This is a genomic window from Dyella sp. AD56 (genome assembly GCF_002878475.1).
Lineage (GTDB): Bacteria > Pseudomonadota > Gammaproteobacteria > Xanthomonadales > Rhodanobacteraceae > Dyella.
In genome coordinates this window covers 72,624-91,624 of the sequence record NZ_NRDP01000003.1, presented here as the reverse complement: position 1 = coordinate 91,624, position 19,001 = coordinate 72,624, and the positions used below count along the sequence as shown (strand labels likewise).

At 60.4% G+C, this 19,001-nt stretch carries 15 protein-coding genes; 8 read left to right on the top strand and 7 right to left on the bottom strand.

Features of this window, described 5'->3' with window-relative positions; genetic code table 11:
- Window positions 1-6 precede the first annotated feature (6 nt).
- The 4 genes from DyAD56_RS02960 (at window position 7) to DyAD56_RS02945 (ending at window position 5,762) form a co-directional block, all read left to right on the top strand.
- A complete protein-coding gene (locus DyAD56_RS02960) occupies window positions 7-1,962 on the top strand; it encodes a hypothetical protein (RefSeq protein WP_102301263.1) in 1,956 nt (651 codons plus the stop codon).
- A 119-nt stretch (window positions 1,963-2,081) separates the two neighbouring features.
- Window positions 2,082-4,043, top strand: coding sequence for a hypothetical protein (locus DyAD56_RS02955; RefSeq protein WP_233202262.1), 1,962 nt, complete (start codon window positions 2,082-2,084; stop codon window positions 4,041-4,043).
- Window positions 4,044-4,121: 78 nt separating this feature from the next.
- On the top strand, window positions 4,122-4,913 hold the full coding sequence (locus tag DyAD56_RS02950) for a class I SAM-dependent methyltransferase (RefSeq protein ID WP_102301261.1): 792 nt from the start codon (window positions 4,122-4,124) through the stop codon (window positions 4,911-4,913).
- A gap of 84 nt (window positions 4,914-4,997) precedes the next feature.
- Entirely contained in the window at window positions 4,998-5,762 is a 765-nt protein-coding gene (locus DyAD56_RS02945) for a TylF/MycF/NovP-related O-methyltransferase (protein WP_102301260.1), read from the top strand.
- Between the two features lie 140 nt (window positions 5,763-5,902).
- Here DyAD56_RS02945 and DyAD56_RS02940 read toward each other — a convergent pair whose 3' ends face one another.
- The 7 genes from DyAD56_RS02940 to DyAD56_RS02910 all read right to left on the bottom strand — a co-directional run bounded on the left by DyAD56_RS02940 (window position 5,903) and on the right by DyAD56_RS02910 (window position 14,077).
- Window positions 5,903-6,826, bottom strand: coding sequence for a class I SAM-dependent methyltransferase (locus tag DyAD56_RS02940; protein ID WP_158241242.1), 924 nt, complete (start codon window positions 6,824-6,826; stop codon window positions 5,903-5,905).
- A complete protein-coding gene (locus tag DyAD56_RS02935) occupies window positions 6,819-7,730 on the bottom strand; it encodes a lysylphosphatidylglycerol synthase domain-containing protein (protein ID WP_102301259.1) in 912 nt (303 codons plus the stop codon). Before DyAD56_RS02935 ends, DyAD56_RS02940 begins: the two co-directional genes overlap by 8 nt.
- Window positions 7,727-8,842 (bottom strand): glycosyltransferase, encoded by a 1,116-nt coding sequence (locus DyAD56_RS02930; RefSeq protein ID WP_158241241.1) that lies wholly within the window; start codon window positions 8,840-8,842, stop codon window positions 7,727-7,729. Before DyAD56_RS02930 ends, DyAD56_RS02935 begins: the two co-directional genes overlap by 4 nt.
- A 4-nt stretch (window positions 8,843-8,846) precedes the next feature.
- Window positions 8,847-10,628 (bottom strand): asparagine synthase (glutamine-hydrolyzing), encoded by a 1,782-nt coding sequence (asnB, locus tag DyAD56_RS02925; protein WP_233202261.1) that lies wholly within the window; start codon window positions 10,626-10,628, stop codon window positions 8,847-8,849.
- A 47-nt stretch (window positions 10,629-10,675) separates the two neighbouring features.
- Window positions 10,676-11,899, bottom strand: a complete 1,224-nt coding sequence (locus tag DyAD56_RS02920; RefSeq protein ID WP_102301256.1) for a glycosyltransferase — start codon at window positions 11,897-11,899, stop codon at window positions 10,676-10,678.
- A gap of 21 nt (window positions 11,900-11,920) precedes the next feature.
- Entirely contained in the window at window positions 11,921-12,775 is an 855-nt protein-coding gene (locus DyAD56_RS02915) for a glycosyltransferase family 2 protein (RefSeq protein WP_102301255.1), read from the bottom strand.
- A 129-nt stretch (window positions 12,776-12,904) separates the two neighbouring features.
- On the bottom strand, window positions 12,905-14,077 hold the full coding sequence (locus tag DyAD56_RS02910) for a DegT/DnrJ/EryC1/StrS family aminotransferase (RefSeq protein ID WP_233202260.1): 1,173 nt from the start codon (window positions 14,075-14,077) through the stop codon (window positions 12,905-12,907).
- Window positions 14,078-14,306: 229 nt separating this feature from the next.
- Here DyAD56_RS02910 and pilB point away from each other — a divergent pair, with 229 nt between their 5' ends.
- The 4 genes from pilB to coaE all read left to right on the top strand — a co-directional run bounded on the left by pilB (window position 14,307) and on the right by coaE (window position 19,000).
- Window positions 14,307-16,028: a type IV-A pilus assembly ATPase PilB gene (pilB, locus tag DyAD56_RS02905; RefSeq protein ID WP_102301254.1), complete on the top strand. Its 1,722-nt coding sequence runs from the start codon at window positions 14,307-14,309 to the stop codon at window positions 16,026-16,028.
- Between the two features lie 158 nt (window positions 16,029-16,186).
- Window positions 16,187-17,449: a type II secretion system F family protein gene (locus DyAD56_RS02900; RefSeq protein WP_102301253.1), complete on the top strand. Its 1,263-nt coding sequence runs from the start codon at window positions 16,187-16,189 to the stop codon at window positions 17,447-17,449.
- Window positions 17,450-17,525: 76 nt separating this feature from the next.
- Window positions 17,526-18,383, top strand: coding sequence for an A24 family peptidase (locus DyAD56_RS02895; RefSeq protein ID WP_102301252.1), 858 nt, complete (start codon window positions 17,526-17,528; stop codon window positions 18,381-18,383).
- Window positions 18,380-19,000: a dephospho-CoA kinase gene (gene coaE / locus DyAD56_RS02890; protein ID WP_102301251.1), complete on the top strand. Its 621-nt coding sequence runs from the start codon at window positions 18,380-18,382 to the stop codon at window positions 18,998-19,000. The genes DyAD56_RS02895 and coaE overlap by 4 nt, the downstream gene beginning before the upstream one ends.
- Window position 19,001: the final 1 nt, after the last annotated feature.

Sequence of the window (19,001 nt, the reverse complement as noted above, 5' to 3'; positions counted from 1 at the left end):
TTTCTGATGTCCGCCCGAACACGCGCCCTGCTTGGGCTGACGATCACGCTGATCGCCTGTGCACTGTTGTACTGGCCGGCCATGCATGGCCCCTTCCTATTTGACGACTTTCCCAACCTGGCGGCGCTGGACAGCATCGATCTCGTATCAAGCTGGCGAGACTTGGGCATCTACTTGTCCCAGCCGCGCAATTTTCCTGGCAGACCTGTGGCCATGCTGAGCTTTCTGTTGCAGAAAGCCTCTTGGCCAGACCATCCATTCCCGTTCCACGTCGTCAACCTTGGCATCCATCTGCTCAACGGCTTGCTGGTGTTCGCTCTGGTCCGGCGAGTCGCACGCCATTACTTACTCAACAAGATCACGCCTGATTCGCTCGACAACCGCGCAAACGTCGCCGCATGCTTGGCGACCGCGGCTTGGCTACTCAACCCCATCCAGCTCTCGGGCGTGGTGCTGGTTGTGCAACGCATGACTCTGCTGATGGCCATGTTCATGCTACTTGGCCTGCTGGCCTACACGCGGGGACTGTTAGCGACCGAAGCACCTGCATGGCGACGTGGCATGTGGATGCTGCTGGGGCTGGGTGCATGCATGGGCCTAGCGTTCCTCAGCAAGGAGAACGGCATCCTGTTGCCGGTGTATGTGCTGGTGCTGGATGCCACGCTATTGCGTTCGGACGTTCAGCGCCTCCCCACTATGGTTGCCTGGCTGCGACGCCTACTGATCTGGCCTGTCGTGCTATTCGTGATCGGCTATCTGCTCTGGACACTTCCCAACGAATGGGGACACGCCGGCACACGCGACTTCACCGTGGGGCAGCGTCTACTGACCGAACCGCGCATCCTGTTCGACTACCTCGGCAAGATTTTCCTGCCGCGCTTCGGACTGTACGGCCTGTATCACGACGGCTATGCCGTGTCGCGCAGTCTGTTTTCACCATGGACCACGCTGCCCGCCCTGCTGGCACTGATCGCGGCGCTGGTGGCAGCCTTGGCGGGCCTACGCCGGTGGCCGCTTTTCGCGCTAGCGGTACTTTGGTATAGCGGTGGCCAATTGCTGGAAAGCTCCACGGTGATGCTGGAGCTGTACTTCGAGCACCGCAACTACATGCCGCTGGTCGGTCCCGTGATGGCTTTTGCACTGAGCGCAGCACGGCTACCCCAAGAGCAAGAGCGACAGCAACGCACGCTGTACATGATTTCCGGCCTCTGGCTACTGGCCTGCTGCATCACGACCGGACTGAGCGCTCGTGTGTATGCCTCGGAAGATAGTCTGGCCTTGATCTGGGCCAACTCCCAAGCGGACTCGATTCGTGCACAGACTTATCTCGTCGATCGGCTCTACAAGCACGGCCAGCCGACCGCCGCCATGCAAGTACTCGACAAGGCCTTTCAACAACACCCAAACGACATCTCATTGGCCGAAGATCGCGCCCTGCTCAAATGCGCACAAGGCGACCTGTCGCAGACTGATCTGGACGAGCTGGACGCACTACTACGCGCGACAGGTTTCGACCAGGGTGGATTAGAGAACATCGAAACGCTGCGCACGATGGCGACCCAAGGGTCGTGCCCTGTGCTTACGTCTAAGGCTTGGCTTGGCCTCACCGATGCACTGCTATTGAACCCTCTATACGCCGACAACGGCTTTGCAGCCGGCTTCCTGCACTACCAGAGGCATTACTGGGCGGTCAGCCAGGGAAACCTTGGCATGGCCATTCACGAGCTTGAGGCCACCTACCAGAACGACCCAGACGCAAATATTCCACGCCTAGAGGCCAAATACCTGGTCAGCGCCCACCTGTACGACCAGGCCATAAGCGTATTACACAGCACCGACTACAACCGCCTGCCGCTGCTGCGCCGCCTGTTGGTGGATGATCGTGCAATCAATGCAGACGAAATCGTTGAAATCGAGAAGATGCGCAAGAATCCACACGAAACGGCCGGGAAAGCCAGATAGTCTGATTGTGGCGCTTTGTGCGCCACAATAGCCGTCCAGCCCTCAACTTCAACGAAATGAGCTCCTCCTGGAAAGCGTATGCCGCGCGTGGGCTCCTGCCTCTCTCGCTGCTCATTGTCATGATCGTCTATTGGCCCGGCCTCCAGGGTTACTGGCTGTTCGACGACAACCCCAACATCGTGGACAACCCCGGTGTGCAGCCGCATGAGGTAAGTGTGCCCGTCCTCGTACGAGCCGCGCTGTCCTCGCCGGCCAGCGATTTCAAGCGGCCACTGGCTTCGCTGAGCTTCGCCGCGAACTATCTGGCGGGTGGTTTGGATCCGTTCGGCTGGAAGCTGATCAACCTCATCATTCACTTGTTGAACGGCGTGCTGGTCTTCTTGCTCACGCGACGTTTGCTCACCATCGTAAGAACGGCCCCATCTGCTGCTAACAAACACACAAGAGGCGGGCTTGAAGCCTCTCCTGTTTCCATCGTTGCCGCATTGACAGCCGCCGGATGGATGCTTCTGCCCATCAATCTCACCGGCGTGCTGTATGTGGTGCAGCGCGAGGAGAGCATGGCCAATCTATTTGTGCTTCTGGGACTGATTGGTTACGTGGCGGGAAGGCAATGGATGCTGGCCAGCACCACCACTACCGACGAGAGCAAATCAGAATGGGGCGGCTTCTGGATTTGCACTACGAGCCTGATCATCCCCACTGCCATAGGCATGCTCGCCAAGGAAACGGCGGTGATGCTGCCGCTGTATGCTTTCTTGATCGAATGGATCGTGTTCGGTTTCCGCCGCCAAGATCAAACGCACACCGCCAGCGACGGGGCGCAGAATGGATACATCATCAGCCTATTCATAGTACTGCTGATCATCCCGATGATCGCCGGACTGGCGTGGCAGATTCCGCATGTATTGAATCCCGCCAACTGGGCTGCTCGAGATTTCACACTCGGCCAGCGACTACTCAGCGAGGCACGTGTCGTTTGCGACTATCTAGTGTGGACGGTGCTGCCCACACCGCATGCCTTGTCGTTCTACCACGACGATTTCCGCATCTCGACCGGATTGCTTTCGCCCTGGACCACACTGGCCAGTCTGTTCGTCTTGGCCGCGCTTGTCGTGCTGGTGTTTTGGTTACGCCAGCGGCGACCGATGGTGGCTCTCGGCATTGCCCTGTTCCTGGGCTGCCAGCTGTTGACCGGCACCATCCTGCAGTTGGAGCTCGTGTACGAACATCGCAACTACTTCGCCAGTTTCGGCGTGTTGTTGGCCGTCGTGCCTTGGCTGGCAGAGACCGGGAGCGGCTCGGCGACGCCGTCGTACCTGAGTCGCACTGTGCTTGCCGGCTTGATGCTGTGGTGGACAGGCCTCACCGCCCTCACCGCCTATGCCTGGAGCGATCCACTGCGCCTTGCGCAAGAGCTTGCCGAGCGGGCGCCTGACTCGCCACGTGCGCAATACGAGCTGGGGCGCACGTACATTATCTATTCGCACTACGACTCTGCCTCGCCCTATACCAAACTGGCCTACGCTCCACTGGAAAGAGCGGCAAACCTCCCCGAATCGTCGATCCTGCCCCAGCAGGCCCTGATTTTCATGAACTCACGCATGGGGCTACCACTGAAGGCACAGTGGTGGGACAGCATGATCGCCAAGCTCAAGGCGCGAAAATCCGGCGTGCAGGACGAAAGCTCATTGGCCGCATTGGCAGAATGCGCCCGGGATGGCTCCTGCCCCCTTCCCACCGATCGCATGGTGCAGGCATTCGAAGTGGCGCTTTCACATCCTGCACCCAGCGCCAGATTGCAGGCCACCTACAGTAGCTATGCCTGGAACGTGCTGGACAATCACACCCTGGGGCTCCACATGATCGAGGGCGCGGTGAATTCTTCTCCTAGTGAACCAAGCTACCGCGTCACACTGGTGCGCATGCTGGCAGCTAATGGAGACGACGCAAAGGCGCGTACGGCACTAGAACAGCTGCAAACCATGAATTTAGGCGGAAGACTGGATGCCACCATCCAGTCACTGCAGGCGCTTCTCGATAAGCCCGCGCCACCGGCCTCGAGCGACACGCTGCGATAGAATTCGTGACCACGAACTCGAAGCACCTACATCGACCATCACGATACTGGCAATACCCAACAGGACAAAACACGATTCATGCGCTTCGCTTTCGGAAAAAACTGGCGTTCCTTCCTGTCTTTGCTGGATGAGCATCGGATTAATCAGTCACGCACCGCCATCTGCGAGTTGCTGGGTCGAGAGAATCTGCGGGGCTGGCGCGTGCTCGATATTGGCTCTGGCAGTGGCCTGTCCAGTCTCGCCATGCATCAGCTTGGCGCCGAAGTGGTCTCGTTCGATTACGACCCCGACTCTGTAGACTGCACCGAAGAGTTGCACCGGCTTTACGGCGTCGGCGACAAACGCTGGACCGTGACGCAGGGCTCTGTGCTCGATACGGCTTTCATGCAGTCACTCGGGACATTCGATCTGGTCTATTCGTGGGGCGTACTGCATCACACCGGCGCAATGTGGCAAGCCCTTGATCTGGCGCAGCAGGATGTCGCTCCCGGCGGAACGCTGCTAATTGCTCTGTACAACGATCAGGGCATGCGCTCTCGGATCTGGCACAGCATCAAGCGTTGTTATTGCAGGGGCACCCTTGGACGCTGGCTGGTCAAGGCCACGTTCTTTCCACTGTTCTGGCTGTACAGTTTGGCGCTGGACGTCCGCCAACGAGAATTTCCCGGCAGCCATATCCGCAACTATGCGCGCAAACGGGGCATGTCGATCACGCACGACTGGAGCGACTGGCTGGGCGGATATCCATTCGAAGTCGCCAAACCGGAAGATGTCGTGAGCTTGCTGTCAGCGAAGGGATTTGCATTGCAGCGACAAGTCCTCACCCATGGACTTGGCTGCAACGAATTCGTCTTCAAGCGCCGAGCCTGACGCTGCCCAACGCATCCACTTGGATGCATCCGCACATCAACTCTCTGCCAACAAATATTACCTCAAGCACCGGAATCGCCCGTCATGATGATCACTCCAACCCGCTTGGGCAGAGCCGTGAAATGGCTTGTCGCTGGCAACCCAGCGCAACGCAGGCGAGTACGCCAGGAAATGGCTCGCGCTACTGCGGCCATCTTCGGAGATTTCCCAATCAGCGAAGACCACAAGCTTTGGCGTGACGACAAGGCATTCCTGGGTGACTTCAACCGCATGTCACCGGAAAATCCATACTCGCAGGACAGAAAGTGGACACTGCGCGAGTACGTGAAGCTCAACAATGCGCTGCCAGGAGACCTGGCCGAATGTGGCTGTTACGTCGGCACCTCTGCGTTCTTCATCGCACAGGCATCCACGCATGGAAAACTGTACTTGTTTGATTCATTCCAAGGGCTTTCCGCGCCGGAAGCAACGGATCTAAACGTCGCGGAGTCCGTGATGCCTTGGTCCGAAGGCGGCGGCGACCTGACTGCGAGCGAGGCGACCGTGCGGCATAACCTTGCCCGCTACAACTCTGTCGAAATATTGCCTGGCTGGATTCCCGAGCGATTTGCCGAAGTGGCCGATCGTGAATTTCGGCTCGTTCACATCGATGTCGATCTTTATCAACCGACCCGCGACAGCCTCAATTTCTTCTATCCTCGACTCGTCAAGGGTGGCGTTATTGTCATGGATGACTATGGATTCAAGACCTGTCCCGGTGCAACGCGCGCCGCGGATGAGCTGGCAGCGTCAGAAGGCATCCAGGTCTTGCACCTGGCCACTGGCCAGGGCGTCATCATGAAACGGTGATTTCTTTTGGAAAGCAGCAACCCAATGCTATGGCGTTAACCCAATGCTATGGCGTTCAAAGGGCTGCAGAATTTCGATCGATCATATAGATCCACAACGGCCATGCGTGACTGGGATTGGCCATCCTCACCGCCGCCGCCTTAATCAACTCGTCGTGCGAATACTTCAATGATGTTGCCGCCCGCATGCAATCTATCCGCCATACCGAGAAGCGGCCTGAGCACGTAATTTTTAGGCGACAACGGCCATAGAGGCGTCTTGGCTTTATTGAAGGTAGCCAAGCTCTGAACCTTGAAGCCCGCTTTGACAAGCAGGGCCTCCATCGTAGATGGAGTAAAGAAATAGGTATGGTGTAGCGAGTAAGCATCGAATCGCGATTGCTTTCCACCAACACGAAGCCCACGACGAAGCCGATCAAGGTCATTGTCGAATTGCTGCGGCACCTCGAGCACGAATAGCCCGCCTGGCTTGAGAACCTGCGCACACCAGCGCGCGTGCGCAAGCGGATCGGGCATGTGCTCAAGCACGTGATTCATATGGATGGCGTCGAATCGTGGGCCGAACATCTCTTCGACGGCATCGATCGACAGCAAGGTCACACCATTCTTCTGCTCTGCGACAGCCCGAGCATCCGCGGACAGTTCGATGCCAATGCAATCATTCCCCGCATCGCGACCCGCTCGAACAAAATCACCAGTCGCCGCGCCGTAGTCGAGAATCGACAACGGCCCTTCTTTGTTGGACATGCGTTCAATGCGCGAAATTCTGGCACGCATATAGTCGAGCCGCGCCTTCGTCGCGGACTCGTAATCGGCCGGTGAGGCTCCGGCGCCACCGAAGTACATGGCATCCGTATAGAGCGTTGCGTAGCCCTCCGCATTAGGCCGGGGGCTCAGCCAGCGCAAGGAGCAAACGGGGCAACGCACCACATCGAAGGGCGGCATGAGATCGAGGTACTCGTACCATCGCCGATCGGGTACTCCGTGCTCGCCCTCACACAGCAAACAATCCCGCACCGTTTCAACCGGAAGTTGGCCAAGCCGGTTTTGCCAAGAACTATTCATGCACTGCCCCAGATCCATCCCCGCCAAACTGCATACCTACCAGTGCAATCAGCAAATTCGTCGCCACGTGCGCAGCGCGAATCAATATCGCCAAAGCACCTGCCTGCGCCAGATCCAGGCCAAACCCATGACCACCCAGCATGTAGATCGCCTCGGTCACTCCCAGGTTGCCAGGCAAGATAGAGACGAGGGATGACGCATACACCAAGCACGCCAAAATAAGCGCCTGCCCGAAACCTATCGAGGCATCAAACCCCGCATACACCCAATACAGTAACAGTGTGCCCAGAACGTACTGGGCAACGACACCCATGAGTCCACTTGGAGATAGACCAGTAACAGCCCGATGCATGAGTTGCTTTCGATTCGCCAGCCATGCCGGACGCGTCAGGTTGTCCAACCACTTCAACCATAGTTTGCGCATGAAGAAAGCGGCCAGCCACAGCAGAAACAGCACGGTGGCCGGCCAGCGGCCGCGTGGGTCGCCGATAAGTAGCAATCCAATCGCAAGCCCGGCAAGTGCGACCCACAAACTCAACGCGAGCTGACGCCAGGTTGCCAGCAGGCTGTCCGCAACACTCACTTTGTGCCGCCCTAGCCATGCCACACGAATCGCGATACCGCCGGCCTGGAACGGGGCCACGTAGTTCGCCAACGCCCCCCATGCCCACACCGACACGAAGCGCCGGACTCGCAGACGAACAGGGGTATCGAGGAACACCAGGAAGTTGCGCGCCTGCACCAGCGTGCCGCAGATCATGATCACGATGGTGCCGACGAAGGTCAGCGCCTGTTTGCGCCAGATCGCTGCAAGTTCCGGCCACCAATGCACGACCAACACCGCCGCAATGATGACGAGCACGACATACGCCGCGTTGCGCCACATTCTCCACGGCCGACTCATGACTGCAGCACTCCCGCCCCACCGTCCAGCAAAGCCAGGTAGCGTGACGCAATGACCTGGGGGCTGTGTGCGGCGATCACCGCATCACCGCGGGGCGACGGCTGCGCCAGCTCCGCATCCATTGCACCCGTCAACGCCGCTGCATCACCCACAGGGGAGAGGCGGCCATAATGCCCGCATTCGAGTATTTCACGGGGCCCATGAGGACAGTCGGTGGATACCACGGAAACACCCAACGCCAAGGCCTCCAGCAGGACATTCGGATAGCCCTCCCAGCGGGAGGAAAGAACGTGCAAATCAGCTTCCGCCAACACGCGATACGGGTTGTCCATCGCGCCGGTGAAGACGACACGATCCGTCAGCCCGAGATTTCGCACAACATCTTCCAGGCTCGCACGCTGTTCGCCGCCCCCCACAATGACGAGGCGATGGCTACTGCGCAACGCACTGATGGCGTACGCCTGCAACAGGGTGGGAAAATCTTTCGCTTCGGTCAAACGCCCCAGCGAGACAATATATGGTGCTTTGTCCTGCACCGCTGCCGGCAAGTCGGCTATCGCGAGTTGACGCAACCGTTCGACATCGACCGGATTGCGTATGACGTGGATACGGTCATCCGCAAGACCCAGCCCATGCAGATCCTGGGCAACCCCCTCTGACACCGCAACCAGTCCGTCAGCGCGCTTGTAGAGCCAGCGCATCGCTTGTCGTTTCAAGGCACTTTTGGTGTTGACGAGACTCGATGCCTCCCGCAAGACAAGCCGCATGCGCATGCGCGCGTGCATGCAAGCCAGGACGGTCAACAGATTCGTGCCTGTGATCGTGCTCAACACGGCATGCGGTTTCACCGTGCGGATGAGCGATGCCAGCCTGGGGAGTGCCTTCCATGCCAGCGCAAGCCCCTTGGGTGCATCAACCGCATCGATCAACTCATGCAACGTCACAGCCGCTGGAACAGCCGAGCGCAGCGGGCCACCGCCCAGCAAGGCAGCCACGTGAACTTCCCGTCCCTCCGCCACGAACGATTCCGCCAGTTGCAGCAACACACGCTCGCCGCCGCCTCGATCGAGGCTCGGCAAGACGAGCAGTATGCGGTGGGCGCGGGTGATCACGCGATCAACCTGCGCGCCAGCGCAGGTAGGCATAGGCCAGCCACAGGGGCTGGGAATGATCAGCACGCCCTGCACGATGCTCGCGCAGCAACGCGTGCAACCCCGCCGCATCCACGACACCCGTGTCTTCCGAATCCGTCATGGCGAGCAGTTCATCTCCCAGCCAATTGCGCAGCCAGTGACTGACCGGCGATGCGAATCCCTGCTTGCGACGCTTCCAGATGAAGTCGGGCACGCGGCCGCGCATGGCTGCATGCAGCAGGCGCTTTCCTCGCATGCCGGAGAAGTGCCATTGCCAGGGCAGGCGAATCACGAATTCAAAAAGCGCCTTGTCCAGGAAGGGGCTGCGAGCCTCGAGCGAATACATCATTGTCGCGCGATCAACCTTCTGCAGGATGTCCTGGGGCAAATAGACCAAGCAATCCTGCAGCAGCATGTGCCGAAGTTCATTCGGATCATCTGGCCAGGGTCGATCGGACATCGAGTTTCCTGCGCCCAACCCGGGCACTAGTTGCGCGAGCGTTTCCTTGCGGATGGCCGGCGGTCCTATGTAGGCATCCCGGTCCTCTCGAGCCAACCTCACGAAAAGATGCGCACGTTTCAAAAGGCTGCCGCTGTGATGCGCGTAGGGCTCTGGCGTCGCTAGCACGCCACGCTCGATCATCGAACGCAACGAAGCCGGCAGCATGTGATATCGCTGGCGGAGCAATCGGCCCATGTATCTGGCGTACCCGCCGAAGATCTCATCGCTGCCATCGCCCGTAAGAACCACCTTTACGTGCCGGGCTGCCACCGAAGCGACCAATGCGCTGGGAACCAGGGAGGAATCGCCGAACGGCTGGCCCATGCGACGGGGAAGTTCCGTTGCAAGGATCGCCGCCATATCTGGCTTGATCTCTTCAGCCGTGTGCAGCGTGCCCAACTCGGCGGCTGCCCGGGCCGCTGGCGCCCGCTCATCGAAGGTTGGCTCGGCAAAGCCCGCCGTGAACGTTCGCAGCCTTCCGAACCCCGATGCCTGTGCGAGCGCGCACACGGTGGTGGAATCGACTCCGCCGGAAAGAAACGCCCCGACCTCCACATCAGACGCCAACTGACGGCGGCGCACGCCTTGCGTCAACAGTTCGCGGATCTGCTCGGCCGCCTCCCCGAAACTGCCCGTCCAGGGCTCGACCGATGGCGCCCAATAGCGCTCATGTACGCTCGAGCCATCCGCGCGCAGCCGCAGAGTGTGGGCCGGCAAAATCTCACTGACACCGGCCACGCACGTCTTTCCGGGCAATGCGTAACCGTAGCGGAAATAGTCCGCGATGCCCGCAGCATCTTCCCTGACAGCAACATCCGGAGTCAGCACCGCCAGTGCCGGCAGCTCGGACGCGCAGGCAAAGGTCGCGCCGTGGCGGCGGTAATACAGAGGCTTCTTGCCGAAGCGATCCCTTGAAAGCAACACGTCGCCGGAAGCGGAATCGTGCAACACGAATGCCCACATACCATCCAGGCGCTCGACAAACCGTGCACCTTCCGTGACCAACCCGGCCAGCAACACCTCAGTGTCGCTGTCATCCCGGAAATTCCATCGCTCCGCCAATTGCGCCCGCAGTTCCCGGTAGTTGTAGATCTCACCGTTGAATACCAGAACCCAACGCCCACTAGGATCACGCATGGGCTGGTGGCCACCCTTGACATCAATGATCGCTAGGCGCGTGTGTCCGGCGATGAAGTCGTCGCCGACAAAGCAGCCGGATTCATCGGGACCGCGTTGCCTCAGCCTCTGCAAGGCTTCGTCCATGCGTTCGCGACGCTCCGCTGGCGAGACCGTCGGGGCCTGGAGAAAGGCTATTCCGCACATGAGGAACGCTGCCTCTCGTCCACGTTCATGGCTGTCTGGAACAACGACTCGTAACAGCGCGCAGTATCCGCCCATGTTCCAATCTGGGTGCACGCGAACGCACGTGCGCGTTCGCCGCGGCGTTGAAGTTCCGCGCGATCAGCAGCCGCCTGATCCAGTGCAGCGGCTAATGCATTTGCATCATCGACTGCGACCAGCCAGCCGGTGTCACCATTTCTAACCATTCCTTGTACACCCTCCAGATCGGTGGAAATCACCGGCAACCCGCCAGCAAGGGCTTCCACGACCACGTTAGGTCGACCTTCCGAGCGACTGGAAAGAACGAACACATCCGCGTCGGAAATGCGCTTCGGCATGTCGCTTGCCGGCACGGTTCCAACAAATGTGAAACAGGAAGACACGCCTCGGGATGCCGCTTGAGCGAGCAACGACTCCCTCTCGGGGCCATCGCCGACGATACATACATGCATTCGGTTGCTATGACGCGCGCGAGAGAGAGCCTCGATCAGCACATCGAAGCCCTTCAGACGAATCAGGTTGCCGACCGCCAGCACCCGCAAGCCAGTGCCCTCGGAAACCGCCCTATCGACCTGAAAGAAGGCTTCATCGGCACCATTGAGGCATGCATGGATATCTGCAGCGCGATGCGGGAATTGCACACGAAGTCGTTCCGCCATCGCGTCCGAAACACAGATCACGATCCGACTGTTGCGCACGGCCAAACCAAGGATCATTCGATCCAACCTCGAACGCGTTGCGCGCGCCACATCACTGCCGCGCAATGTCGTGATCACGGGCTTCCTGCGCAAACGCCCGATGATGCCTGCCATGGCCCCACATACAGACCAGTTGGCATGGATCAGATCTGCGTCACCCGCACACTGCAGGCCACGCCAGAACAATCCGAGCAGCAATCCCGGCAGCAAAAATATCCGCCACGGCGCGCGCTGCAGGCCCGTAACCACTCCACCTGCCCCTTGGGCGAGCGTACGCCACGCATTGGGCGCGTAACGCACGGCATGAATACGAATATCAGGCGTCACGCCATCAGAAAATGGCACCTCTATGGGGTTCGAATCGGCGGGGCAAACCACGTCTATCGCGTATCCGGCGGACAATTGCTGATAGAGACTTTGGACGAAGACGCCTGCGGAACTACCCGGGTGCAACGGATATGACGTTGTCATGGCGAGCATGCGCAGTTTCTTCATGATCGCGGCGTGCAGATCGACTTAGGCATCGCGTCGGTAGATCAACGACGTGATCTGCTCGGAGATCAAGCCAATCAGAAAAACGATCACCGCCGCGCTCCACATCAGCGTGCTCATGTTCGTCAGCCGTCCATCCACGAAGAATGTCCGCGCGTAATTTGCACACCCCAGCAAGAAAAACACCGCGCTCGCCGGCGCAAATAACTTCAATGGCGAGTACAACGTCGCAATCTTGAAAATAATCAACAAGAATCGCACGCCATCTTTGAGCGGCTTGATGTGGCTCTTGCCCACGCGCTGTGCCGCCTTGATCGGCACGTAAGCCACGGGGTACGCGCTACGAAAGAACGCCATGGTGCTGGTGGTGGGATAGGAAAACCCGTTGGGCAGCAGATGCAGGAATTCGCGAAACTTGTCGGCACGCACGGCACGGTAGCCGGAAGTGAGGTCCATCACTTGATGACCGGTCATGCGTGTGGCGAGCCAGTTGTAGATGGTGTTGGCGACACCGCGCCCCACGCCCGCCTGGCTGCTCCAGTCGCGTGCGCCCACCACCATGTCGTAGCCCTGCTCCAATTTCTCCAGCAAACGGGCGATATCCGACGGGTCGTGCTGTCCGTCGCCATCCATGAACACCAGTTCGTCACCGGTCGCTGCGCGCGCACCGCGCTTGATCGCCGCGCCATTGCCCATCGAGTACGGCGACGACAGGCAGGTCACGCCTGCGGCCGCGCAGATGTCGCGTGTGTTGTCAGTAGAACCGTCGTCCACCACGATGATCTCCGCCACTGGCTGGGCCTGGCGCAGTCGTGGCAACAGATCCTTCAGCGCCGCCCCTTCGTTTTTGGCGGGCAGGATGATGCTTAGACGATTCAAGAGCGTGTCCCCGAGAGTGAGCCGGCATCATAACCTGAGCGCCACGCCTATCCGCCGGGCGCAGCTTCCCGCGTGAAATTGCGGGCGCTGAGTCACATCACGCCAGGCCCGACAGCACCAGCGGAAAGGTCAGGCCGCGATGACCGAACGGACCGCCTCGATCACCCGCTCGACGTCGCCATCGGACATAGCCGGCGACAGCGGCAGGCTCGCAGTCTGCCGTCCCAATCGCATGGCGGCCGGCCACTGCTCCGGCCGCCAGCCGAAACGTTGCTGGTAGTACGGATGTTCCGGGACCGATAGGTAATGAACCCCCGTACCAATGCGCCGCGCGGTCATGGCCTCGAGGAAATCATCACGCTCGATACCCGAGCGAGCGGCGTCGATCATCACCGTATAGAGATGATGGCCATGGCGGGTTCCTTCCTCGGGCGCCTCTGGCAGGCCAATCGGCAGAGAAACAAACGCTTCGTCGTAGCGTTGCCATATCTGGCGTCTGCGCTCCCAGCTCTTCTCCACCCGCGCCAGCTGGTGGATGCCAATCGCCGCCTGCAGATCCATCATGTTGTATTTGAAACCACACTCGACCACTTGATAGTGGCGATAGCCCTGGTCACCGAAGCGGTGCCACGCGTCTTTGCTCATGCCGTGCAGCGCAAGCACGCGAGCTCGGGCGATGTGCTCCTCGTCTCGACCCAGGATCATGCCGCCTTCGCCAGTCACCACGTTCTTGGTGACGTAGAAGCTGAAGCAGCCGAAATCCCCGAAGGTGCCAGCGGGTTGGCCCTGGAATTCCGCCTCGATGGCGTGCGCGCAGTCTTCGATCACCATCAGGCCGTGTTTCTGGGCGATCGCCATGATCCGGTCCATGGCGCAGGGGCGGCCCGCGAAATGCACAGGGAGGATGGCACGCGTGCGCGGCGTGATGGCGGCCTCGATGGCATCAGGGTCAATGTTCTGGGTCATCGGGTCAACGTCAGCCGGCATCGGTATCAGGCCCGCATGAAGAATGGCGTTGACCGTGGCGCAGAACGTCAGCGGGGTGGTGATGACCTCACTACCCGGCTCTAGACCGGCAGCCACCATGCTGACGTGCAGGGCAGCCGTGCAGGAATTTACCGCCGCCACCTGAGAGGGCTGTACGCCACGCCACTGGGCAAAGTCCTTCTCGAACTGCGCCACGCGCGGCCCCGTGCCTAGCCAGCCTGAGCGCAGGCAGGCTTCGACCTCGGCGATCTCATCCTCTTCGATACGAGGGGCACCAAAGACCAGGAAGGGCAAAGGGGTGTCAGGCTGCGTCACGAACGGTCCAGCTCTTCAAGGTGGCTGGTCTTTCTATCCCAAGCTCGCTGCGGCGTCCACGCCGACCAGCGGAAGGCACGCCCGTTGCATGCCCATGTTCTGGCGCCGGACCGCACGGTGATCTGTGCGCCCGATCACCCCCGGGGCCCATGCCCTGATCCTGGCGGGTGACCTACCCCCGCAACTGGGGTAAATTCCCTTCCTATCAGGGGGCTGGACCCGTATCGCCATGTCAACGCTAATGCAACCCTCGCTCGCGGGCCTCACCGGGCTTGCGCGCAGGCTGGTATCGGAAGATGTACTGCCCGAGGCGGACGTGCGCCGGGCCGTTGCCGAGTCAACCCAGAGCAAGACCTCGCTCGCGGCCTGGTTGCTGGACAACAGCCTGGTGGAGAGCGCGCGACTCACCCGTATCGCATCCGACGAGTTCGGCATGCCGATGATGGACGTCAGCGCGCTGGCCATCCCCAGCATGCCCGTGAACCTGATCAGCGAGGCGCTGATCAAGAAGCACCACGCCCTCCCCCTGTTCAAGCGCGGCAAACGCCTGTTCGTTGGCATCGCCGATCCCATGCAGTCGCATGCACTGGACGAGATCAAGTTCCACTCCAATTGCATGGTGGAACCGATCCTCGTCGAGCGTAGCCAACTGTTGAAGGTCATCGACACTGCGCTCACTGCCCTGAGCAATGCCGTGCCCGACATGGGTGGCGGGGATTTCGACGAGCTTTCGCTAGAAGGCGGCGACGAAGAAGCCGAATCCACCGGCATTGATGCCACCGCGAATGACGATGCGCCCGTCGTCAAGTTCGTCAACAAGATCCTGGTCGATGCCATCAAGCGTGGCGCATCCGATATCCACTTCGAACCGTTCGAAACGCAGTACCGCGTGCGTCTGCGCATGGACGGCATGCTACGAGCCGTCGCCAGCCCGCCGATGAAACTCGCCGCACGTATCTCGTCGCGCATCAAGGTGATGTCCGGCCTCGATATCGCGGAACGCCGCGTACCGCAGGACGGCCGCATTAAGCTCAACCTGTCCAAGAGCCGTTCGGTCGACTTCCGCGTGAGCACACTGCCCACGCTGTTCGGTGAGAAGATCGTGTTGCGTATTCTCGACGGCTCGGCAGCCAAGCTCGGCATCGACGTCCTAGGCTACGAGGACGCGCAGAAACAGTTGTACGTTGACGCCATCCACAAGCCCTACGGCTTGGTGCTGGTCACCGGCCCTACGGGCTCGGGTAAGACGGTCTCGCTTTACACGGCGCTCAACATCCTCAACACCAACGAACGGAACATCTCGACGGTGGAGGACCCGGTGGAAATCCGCGTCGAGGGCATTAACCAGGTCCAGCAGAACGTCAAGCGTGGTATGACCTTCGCCGCCGCCCTGCGCTCCTTCCTGCGTCAGGATCCGGACGTGATCATGGTGGGCGAAATCCGTGACCTGGAAACCGCCGAGATTGCCATCAAGGCGGCACAGACCGGCCATATGGTGCTGTCGACCCTGCATACCAACGATGCGCCGCAGACGATCTCCCGCCTGATGAACATGGGTATCGCGCCCTACAACATCACCTCGTCAGTGACCCTGGTCATTGCCCAGCGACTGGCGCGTCGCCTGCACGACTGCAAGCGGCCGATCAACCTGCCGCCGCAGGTGCTGCTGGACGCTGGCTTTACCCAGGAAGATATCGACGCCGGCCTAACCGTCTACGAAGCCGTAGGTTGCGACAACTGCAATGAGGGCTACAAAGGCCGCCTGGGTATCTACCAGGTGATGCCCATGCTGGAGGAAATCCAGAAGATCATCCTGCACGGCGGCAACACACTGCAGATCGGGGAAGCTGCCCGCAGGGCCGGCGTGAACGACCTGCGTGCCTCCGCCCTGCTCAAGGTCAAGAAAGGCGTGACAAGCCTGGCCGAGATCGACCGCGTCACCAAGGACTAAACACGCCGTCGGCGGCCATCTGCCACGTGGGATGGACCACCCATCGCACCAAAGTTGCGTCAGGTGCCACGAATTGGTCCAGGGGAATGACTTAAGCTGTATCGATTAGACGGTTGCCATCCTGAGGCAACCCGACCGTACCAGCAGGGGGAAATGCCATGGCTGCGGCCACCGCTAAGAACGTCAAGTCGCTTGGCGCCCAGCGCGCTGAGATCAGCAAGCTGACTACCTACGACTGGGTGGCACTCGACAAGCGTGGCAAGCGCATGAAGGGCGACATGGCGGCCAAGAACGCCTCGCTCGTCAAAGCCGAGCTACGCCGCCAGGGCATGAACCCGCAGACCGTGAAGGAACGGGGCAAGCCCCTGTTCGGTGCGTCCGGCAGCTCGGTCAAGCCTCGCGACGTCGCCATTTTCAGTCGCCAGATCGCCACCATGATGGCCTCTGGCGTGCCGATGGTGCAGGCGTTCGAAATCATCGCCGACGGCCAGAAGAACATCCGCTTCAAAAACATGCTGACGGACGTCAAGCAGACCATTGAGGGCGGTTCCGCGCTCCATGAGGCGCTGGCCAAGTATCCCGTCCAGTTTGACGAGCTCTATCGAAATCTGGTCCATGCGGGCGAGGCTTCAGGTGTACTCGACTCGGTACTGGACACCGTAGCCACGTATAAGGAACGTACGGAAGCCATCAAGGCCAAGATCAAGAAAGCCCTGTTCTATCCGATCGCGGTGCTCACCGTTGCCTTGCTGGTCAGCATGATCATGCTGCTCTTCGTGGTGCCGGTGTTCGCGCAGACGTTCAAGGACGCCGGTGCCGAGCTTCCTGCGCCAACGCAGATCGTCATCAATGCCTCGGAGTTCATGAAGTCTTATTGGTGGATTGTTGTGTTCGGCATCATCGGCAGCATCGTCGCCCTGGTCATGGCCAAGAGCCGCTCCATCAAGTTCGCGCACTTCCTCGATCGCGTCATGCTGAAAGTGCCGGTCATCGGCAGCATCCTCCGTCAGTCCGCGATTGCCCGCTTCGCGCGCACCCTAGGAGTGACCTTCCGCGCCGGCGTGCCCCTGGTGGAAGCCATGGATGCGGTGGCGGGCGCCACGGGCAGCGTGGTCTACGGCGATGCGGTCAAGCAGATGCGAGAGGACGTGGCTGTCGGCCACCAGCTGCAGCTGTCGATGCGTCAGACCGGTCTGTTCCCAAACATGGTCGTACAGATGACGGCGATCGGTGAAGAATCTGGTGCGCTGGACCACATGCTGTTCAAGGTGGCGGAGTTCTACGAGGAAGAAGTGAATAACGCAGTCGATACGCTCTCCACGCTGCTCGAACCACTGATCATGGTGATCCTGGGCGTGCTCGTCGGCGGCATGGTTATTTCGCTTTACCTGCCGATCTTCAAGCTCGCCAGCACCGTGTAAGCTCTTGGAACCTGCCTTACCGTCAGGCCCTTCTCCCACCGGGAGAGGGGCTTTTTTATAGCCATCGGATGTTCGCATGATCGCACTTCCCCTCTGGGCCTGGATCGTTACCGCCGGCGTGCTCGGCCTGCTAGTGGGCAGCTTTCTGAATGTTGTAATCCTTCGCCTGCCTGCCCGCTTGATGGCGCAATGGCGACTGGATGCCTTTGACACTCTGTCCATGGAACCTGATGGCGAGGCACTGCCGCCCGGTATCGTGCGCGAACCCTCGCATTGCCCCCATTGCAAGCATCCACTCGCGATCCGCGACAATGTTCCGCTGTTCGGCTGGGTGTTGCTTGGTGGACGCTGCCGGTACTGCAAGACCCCTATCTCCATCCAGTATCCGTTGGTCGAATTGCTGAGCGGCTTGGCCAGCGCAGTGATCGTCTGGAAGTTTGGTCCTAACTGGATGGGGCTCGCCGGGCTGGTCTTCACCTGGACGCTTATTGCACTCGCCGGCATCGACTTTCGCACGCAGTACCTGCCCGATCAGCTGAACTACCCGCTGCTGTGGCTGGGCCTGCTGCTGAGTCTCTTGCCCATGTTCGTACTGCCCGGAACGGCCATTCTCGGCGCGGCCATCGGCTACCTCAGCCTGTGGAGCGTGTACTGGCTGTTCAAATTACTCACTGGCAAGGAAGGCATGGGCTACGGCGACTTTAAGCTGCTTGCCGCCCTGGGTGCATGGATGGGACCTACGGCCTTGTTACCGGTGATCCTGCTCTCCTCGTTCATCGGCGCCATTGTCGGCGGCAGCCTGATCGCGCTGCGCAAACACGGTCGCGACATTCCCATGCCCTTCGGCCCGTTCATTGCGGCGGCCGGCTGGCTCTGGTTCGTCGCGGGCGGCTGGCTATTGCAGCAGTACATGCAAATGATGGGACTGTCATGACGCCCCGCCCGGGCTACGTCGTCGCCCTCACCGGGGGCATCGCTGCCGGGAAGAGCGCGGTCTCCCGACGGTTCGAAGCGCTGGGCGTCCACGCTTACGACGCCGACGTCGCTGCTCGGGAGGTTGTGGCACCGGGTTCGGAAGGGTTGGCGGCTATCGTTTCCCACTTCGGGGCCAGTGTGCTTGACGCGGACGGCCAGCTCGACCGGGCGGCGATGCGCGAACGTATCTTCGGCAACGACACGGAACGACACGCCCTGGAGACCATTACCCATCCGCGCGTGCGTGCGTGGCTACGTGAGCGCGTACTGGCTGATCGTGGCCCTTACTGCCTGCTCGCCATCCCGTTGTTCGCTGAGAACCATGAGCACTATCGCTGGGTGGATCGCGTCCTCGTCGTCGACGCCCCCGAATCGCTGCAACTGCAACGCCTCATGCAACGCGATGGCATCGACGAAGAACTGGCGCGACGCATGATCGAGCGCCAGGCGCGACGCGAGCATCGGCTCTCACTGGCCCACGACGTGATCGGAAACAGCGGCGACGAAGCCGCGCTCGACCAAGCCGTGGCGGAGTTGCATGCGCGCTATCTGTCGCTCGCACAAGCGAAGCACTGAG

What these genes read in the sequence shown, in the direction of transcription:
- DyAD56_RS02935 (WP_102301259.1), bottom strand. Translation starts at nt 7,730, where the DNA reads ATGAGTCGGCCGTGGAGAATGTGGCGCAACGCGGCGTATGTCGTGCTC.
- DyAD56_RS02895 (WP_102301252.1), top strand. Translation starts at nt 17,526, where the DNA reads ATGATCGCACTTCCCCTCTGGGCCTGGATCGTTACCGCCGGCGTGCTC.
- asnB (WP_233202261.1), bottom strand. Translation starts at nt 10,628, where the DNA reads ATGGACGAAGCCTTGCAGAGGCTGAGGCAACGCGGTCCCGATGAATCC.
- DyAD56_RS02900 (WP_102301253.1), top strand. Translation starts at nt 16,187, where the DNA reads ATGGCTGCGGCCACCGCTAAGAACGTCAAGTCGCTTGGCGCCCAGCGC.
- DyAD56_RS02950 (WP_102301261.1), top strand. Translation starts at nt 4,122, where the DNA reads ATGCGCTTCGCTTTCGGAAAAAACTGGCGTTCCTTCCTGTCTTTGCTG.
- DyAD56_RS02920 (WP_102301256.1), bottom strand. Translation starts at nt 11,899, where the DNA reads ATGAAGAAACTGCGCATGCTCGCCATGACAACGTCATATCCGTTGCAC.
- coaE (WP_102301251.1), top strand. Translation starts at nt 18,380, where the DNA reads ATGACGCCCCGCCCGGGCTACGTCGTCGCCCTCACCGGGGGCATCGCT.
- DyAD56_RS02960 (WP_102301263.1), top strand. Translation starts at nt 7, where the DNA reads ATGTCCGCCCGAACACGCGCCCTGCTTGGGCTGACGATCACGCTGATC.
- pilB (WP_102301254.1), top strand. Translation starts at nt 14,307, where the DNA reads ATGTCAACGCTAATGCAACCCTCGCTCGCGGGCCTCACCGGGCTTGCG.
- DyAD56_RS02955 (WP_233202262.1), top strand. Translation starts at nt 2,082, where the DNA reads ATGATCGTCTATTGGCCCGGCCTCCAGGGTTACTGGCTGTTCGACGAC.
- DyAD56_RS02940 (WP_158241242.1), bottom strand. Translation starts at nt 6,826, where the DNA reads ATGAATAGTTCTTGGCAAAACCGGCTTGGCCAACTTCCGGTTGAAACG.
- DyAD56_RS02945 (WP_102301260.1), top strand. Translation starts at nt 4,998, where the DNA reads ATGATGATCACTCCAACCCGCTTGGGCAGAGCCGTGAAATGGCTTGTC.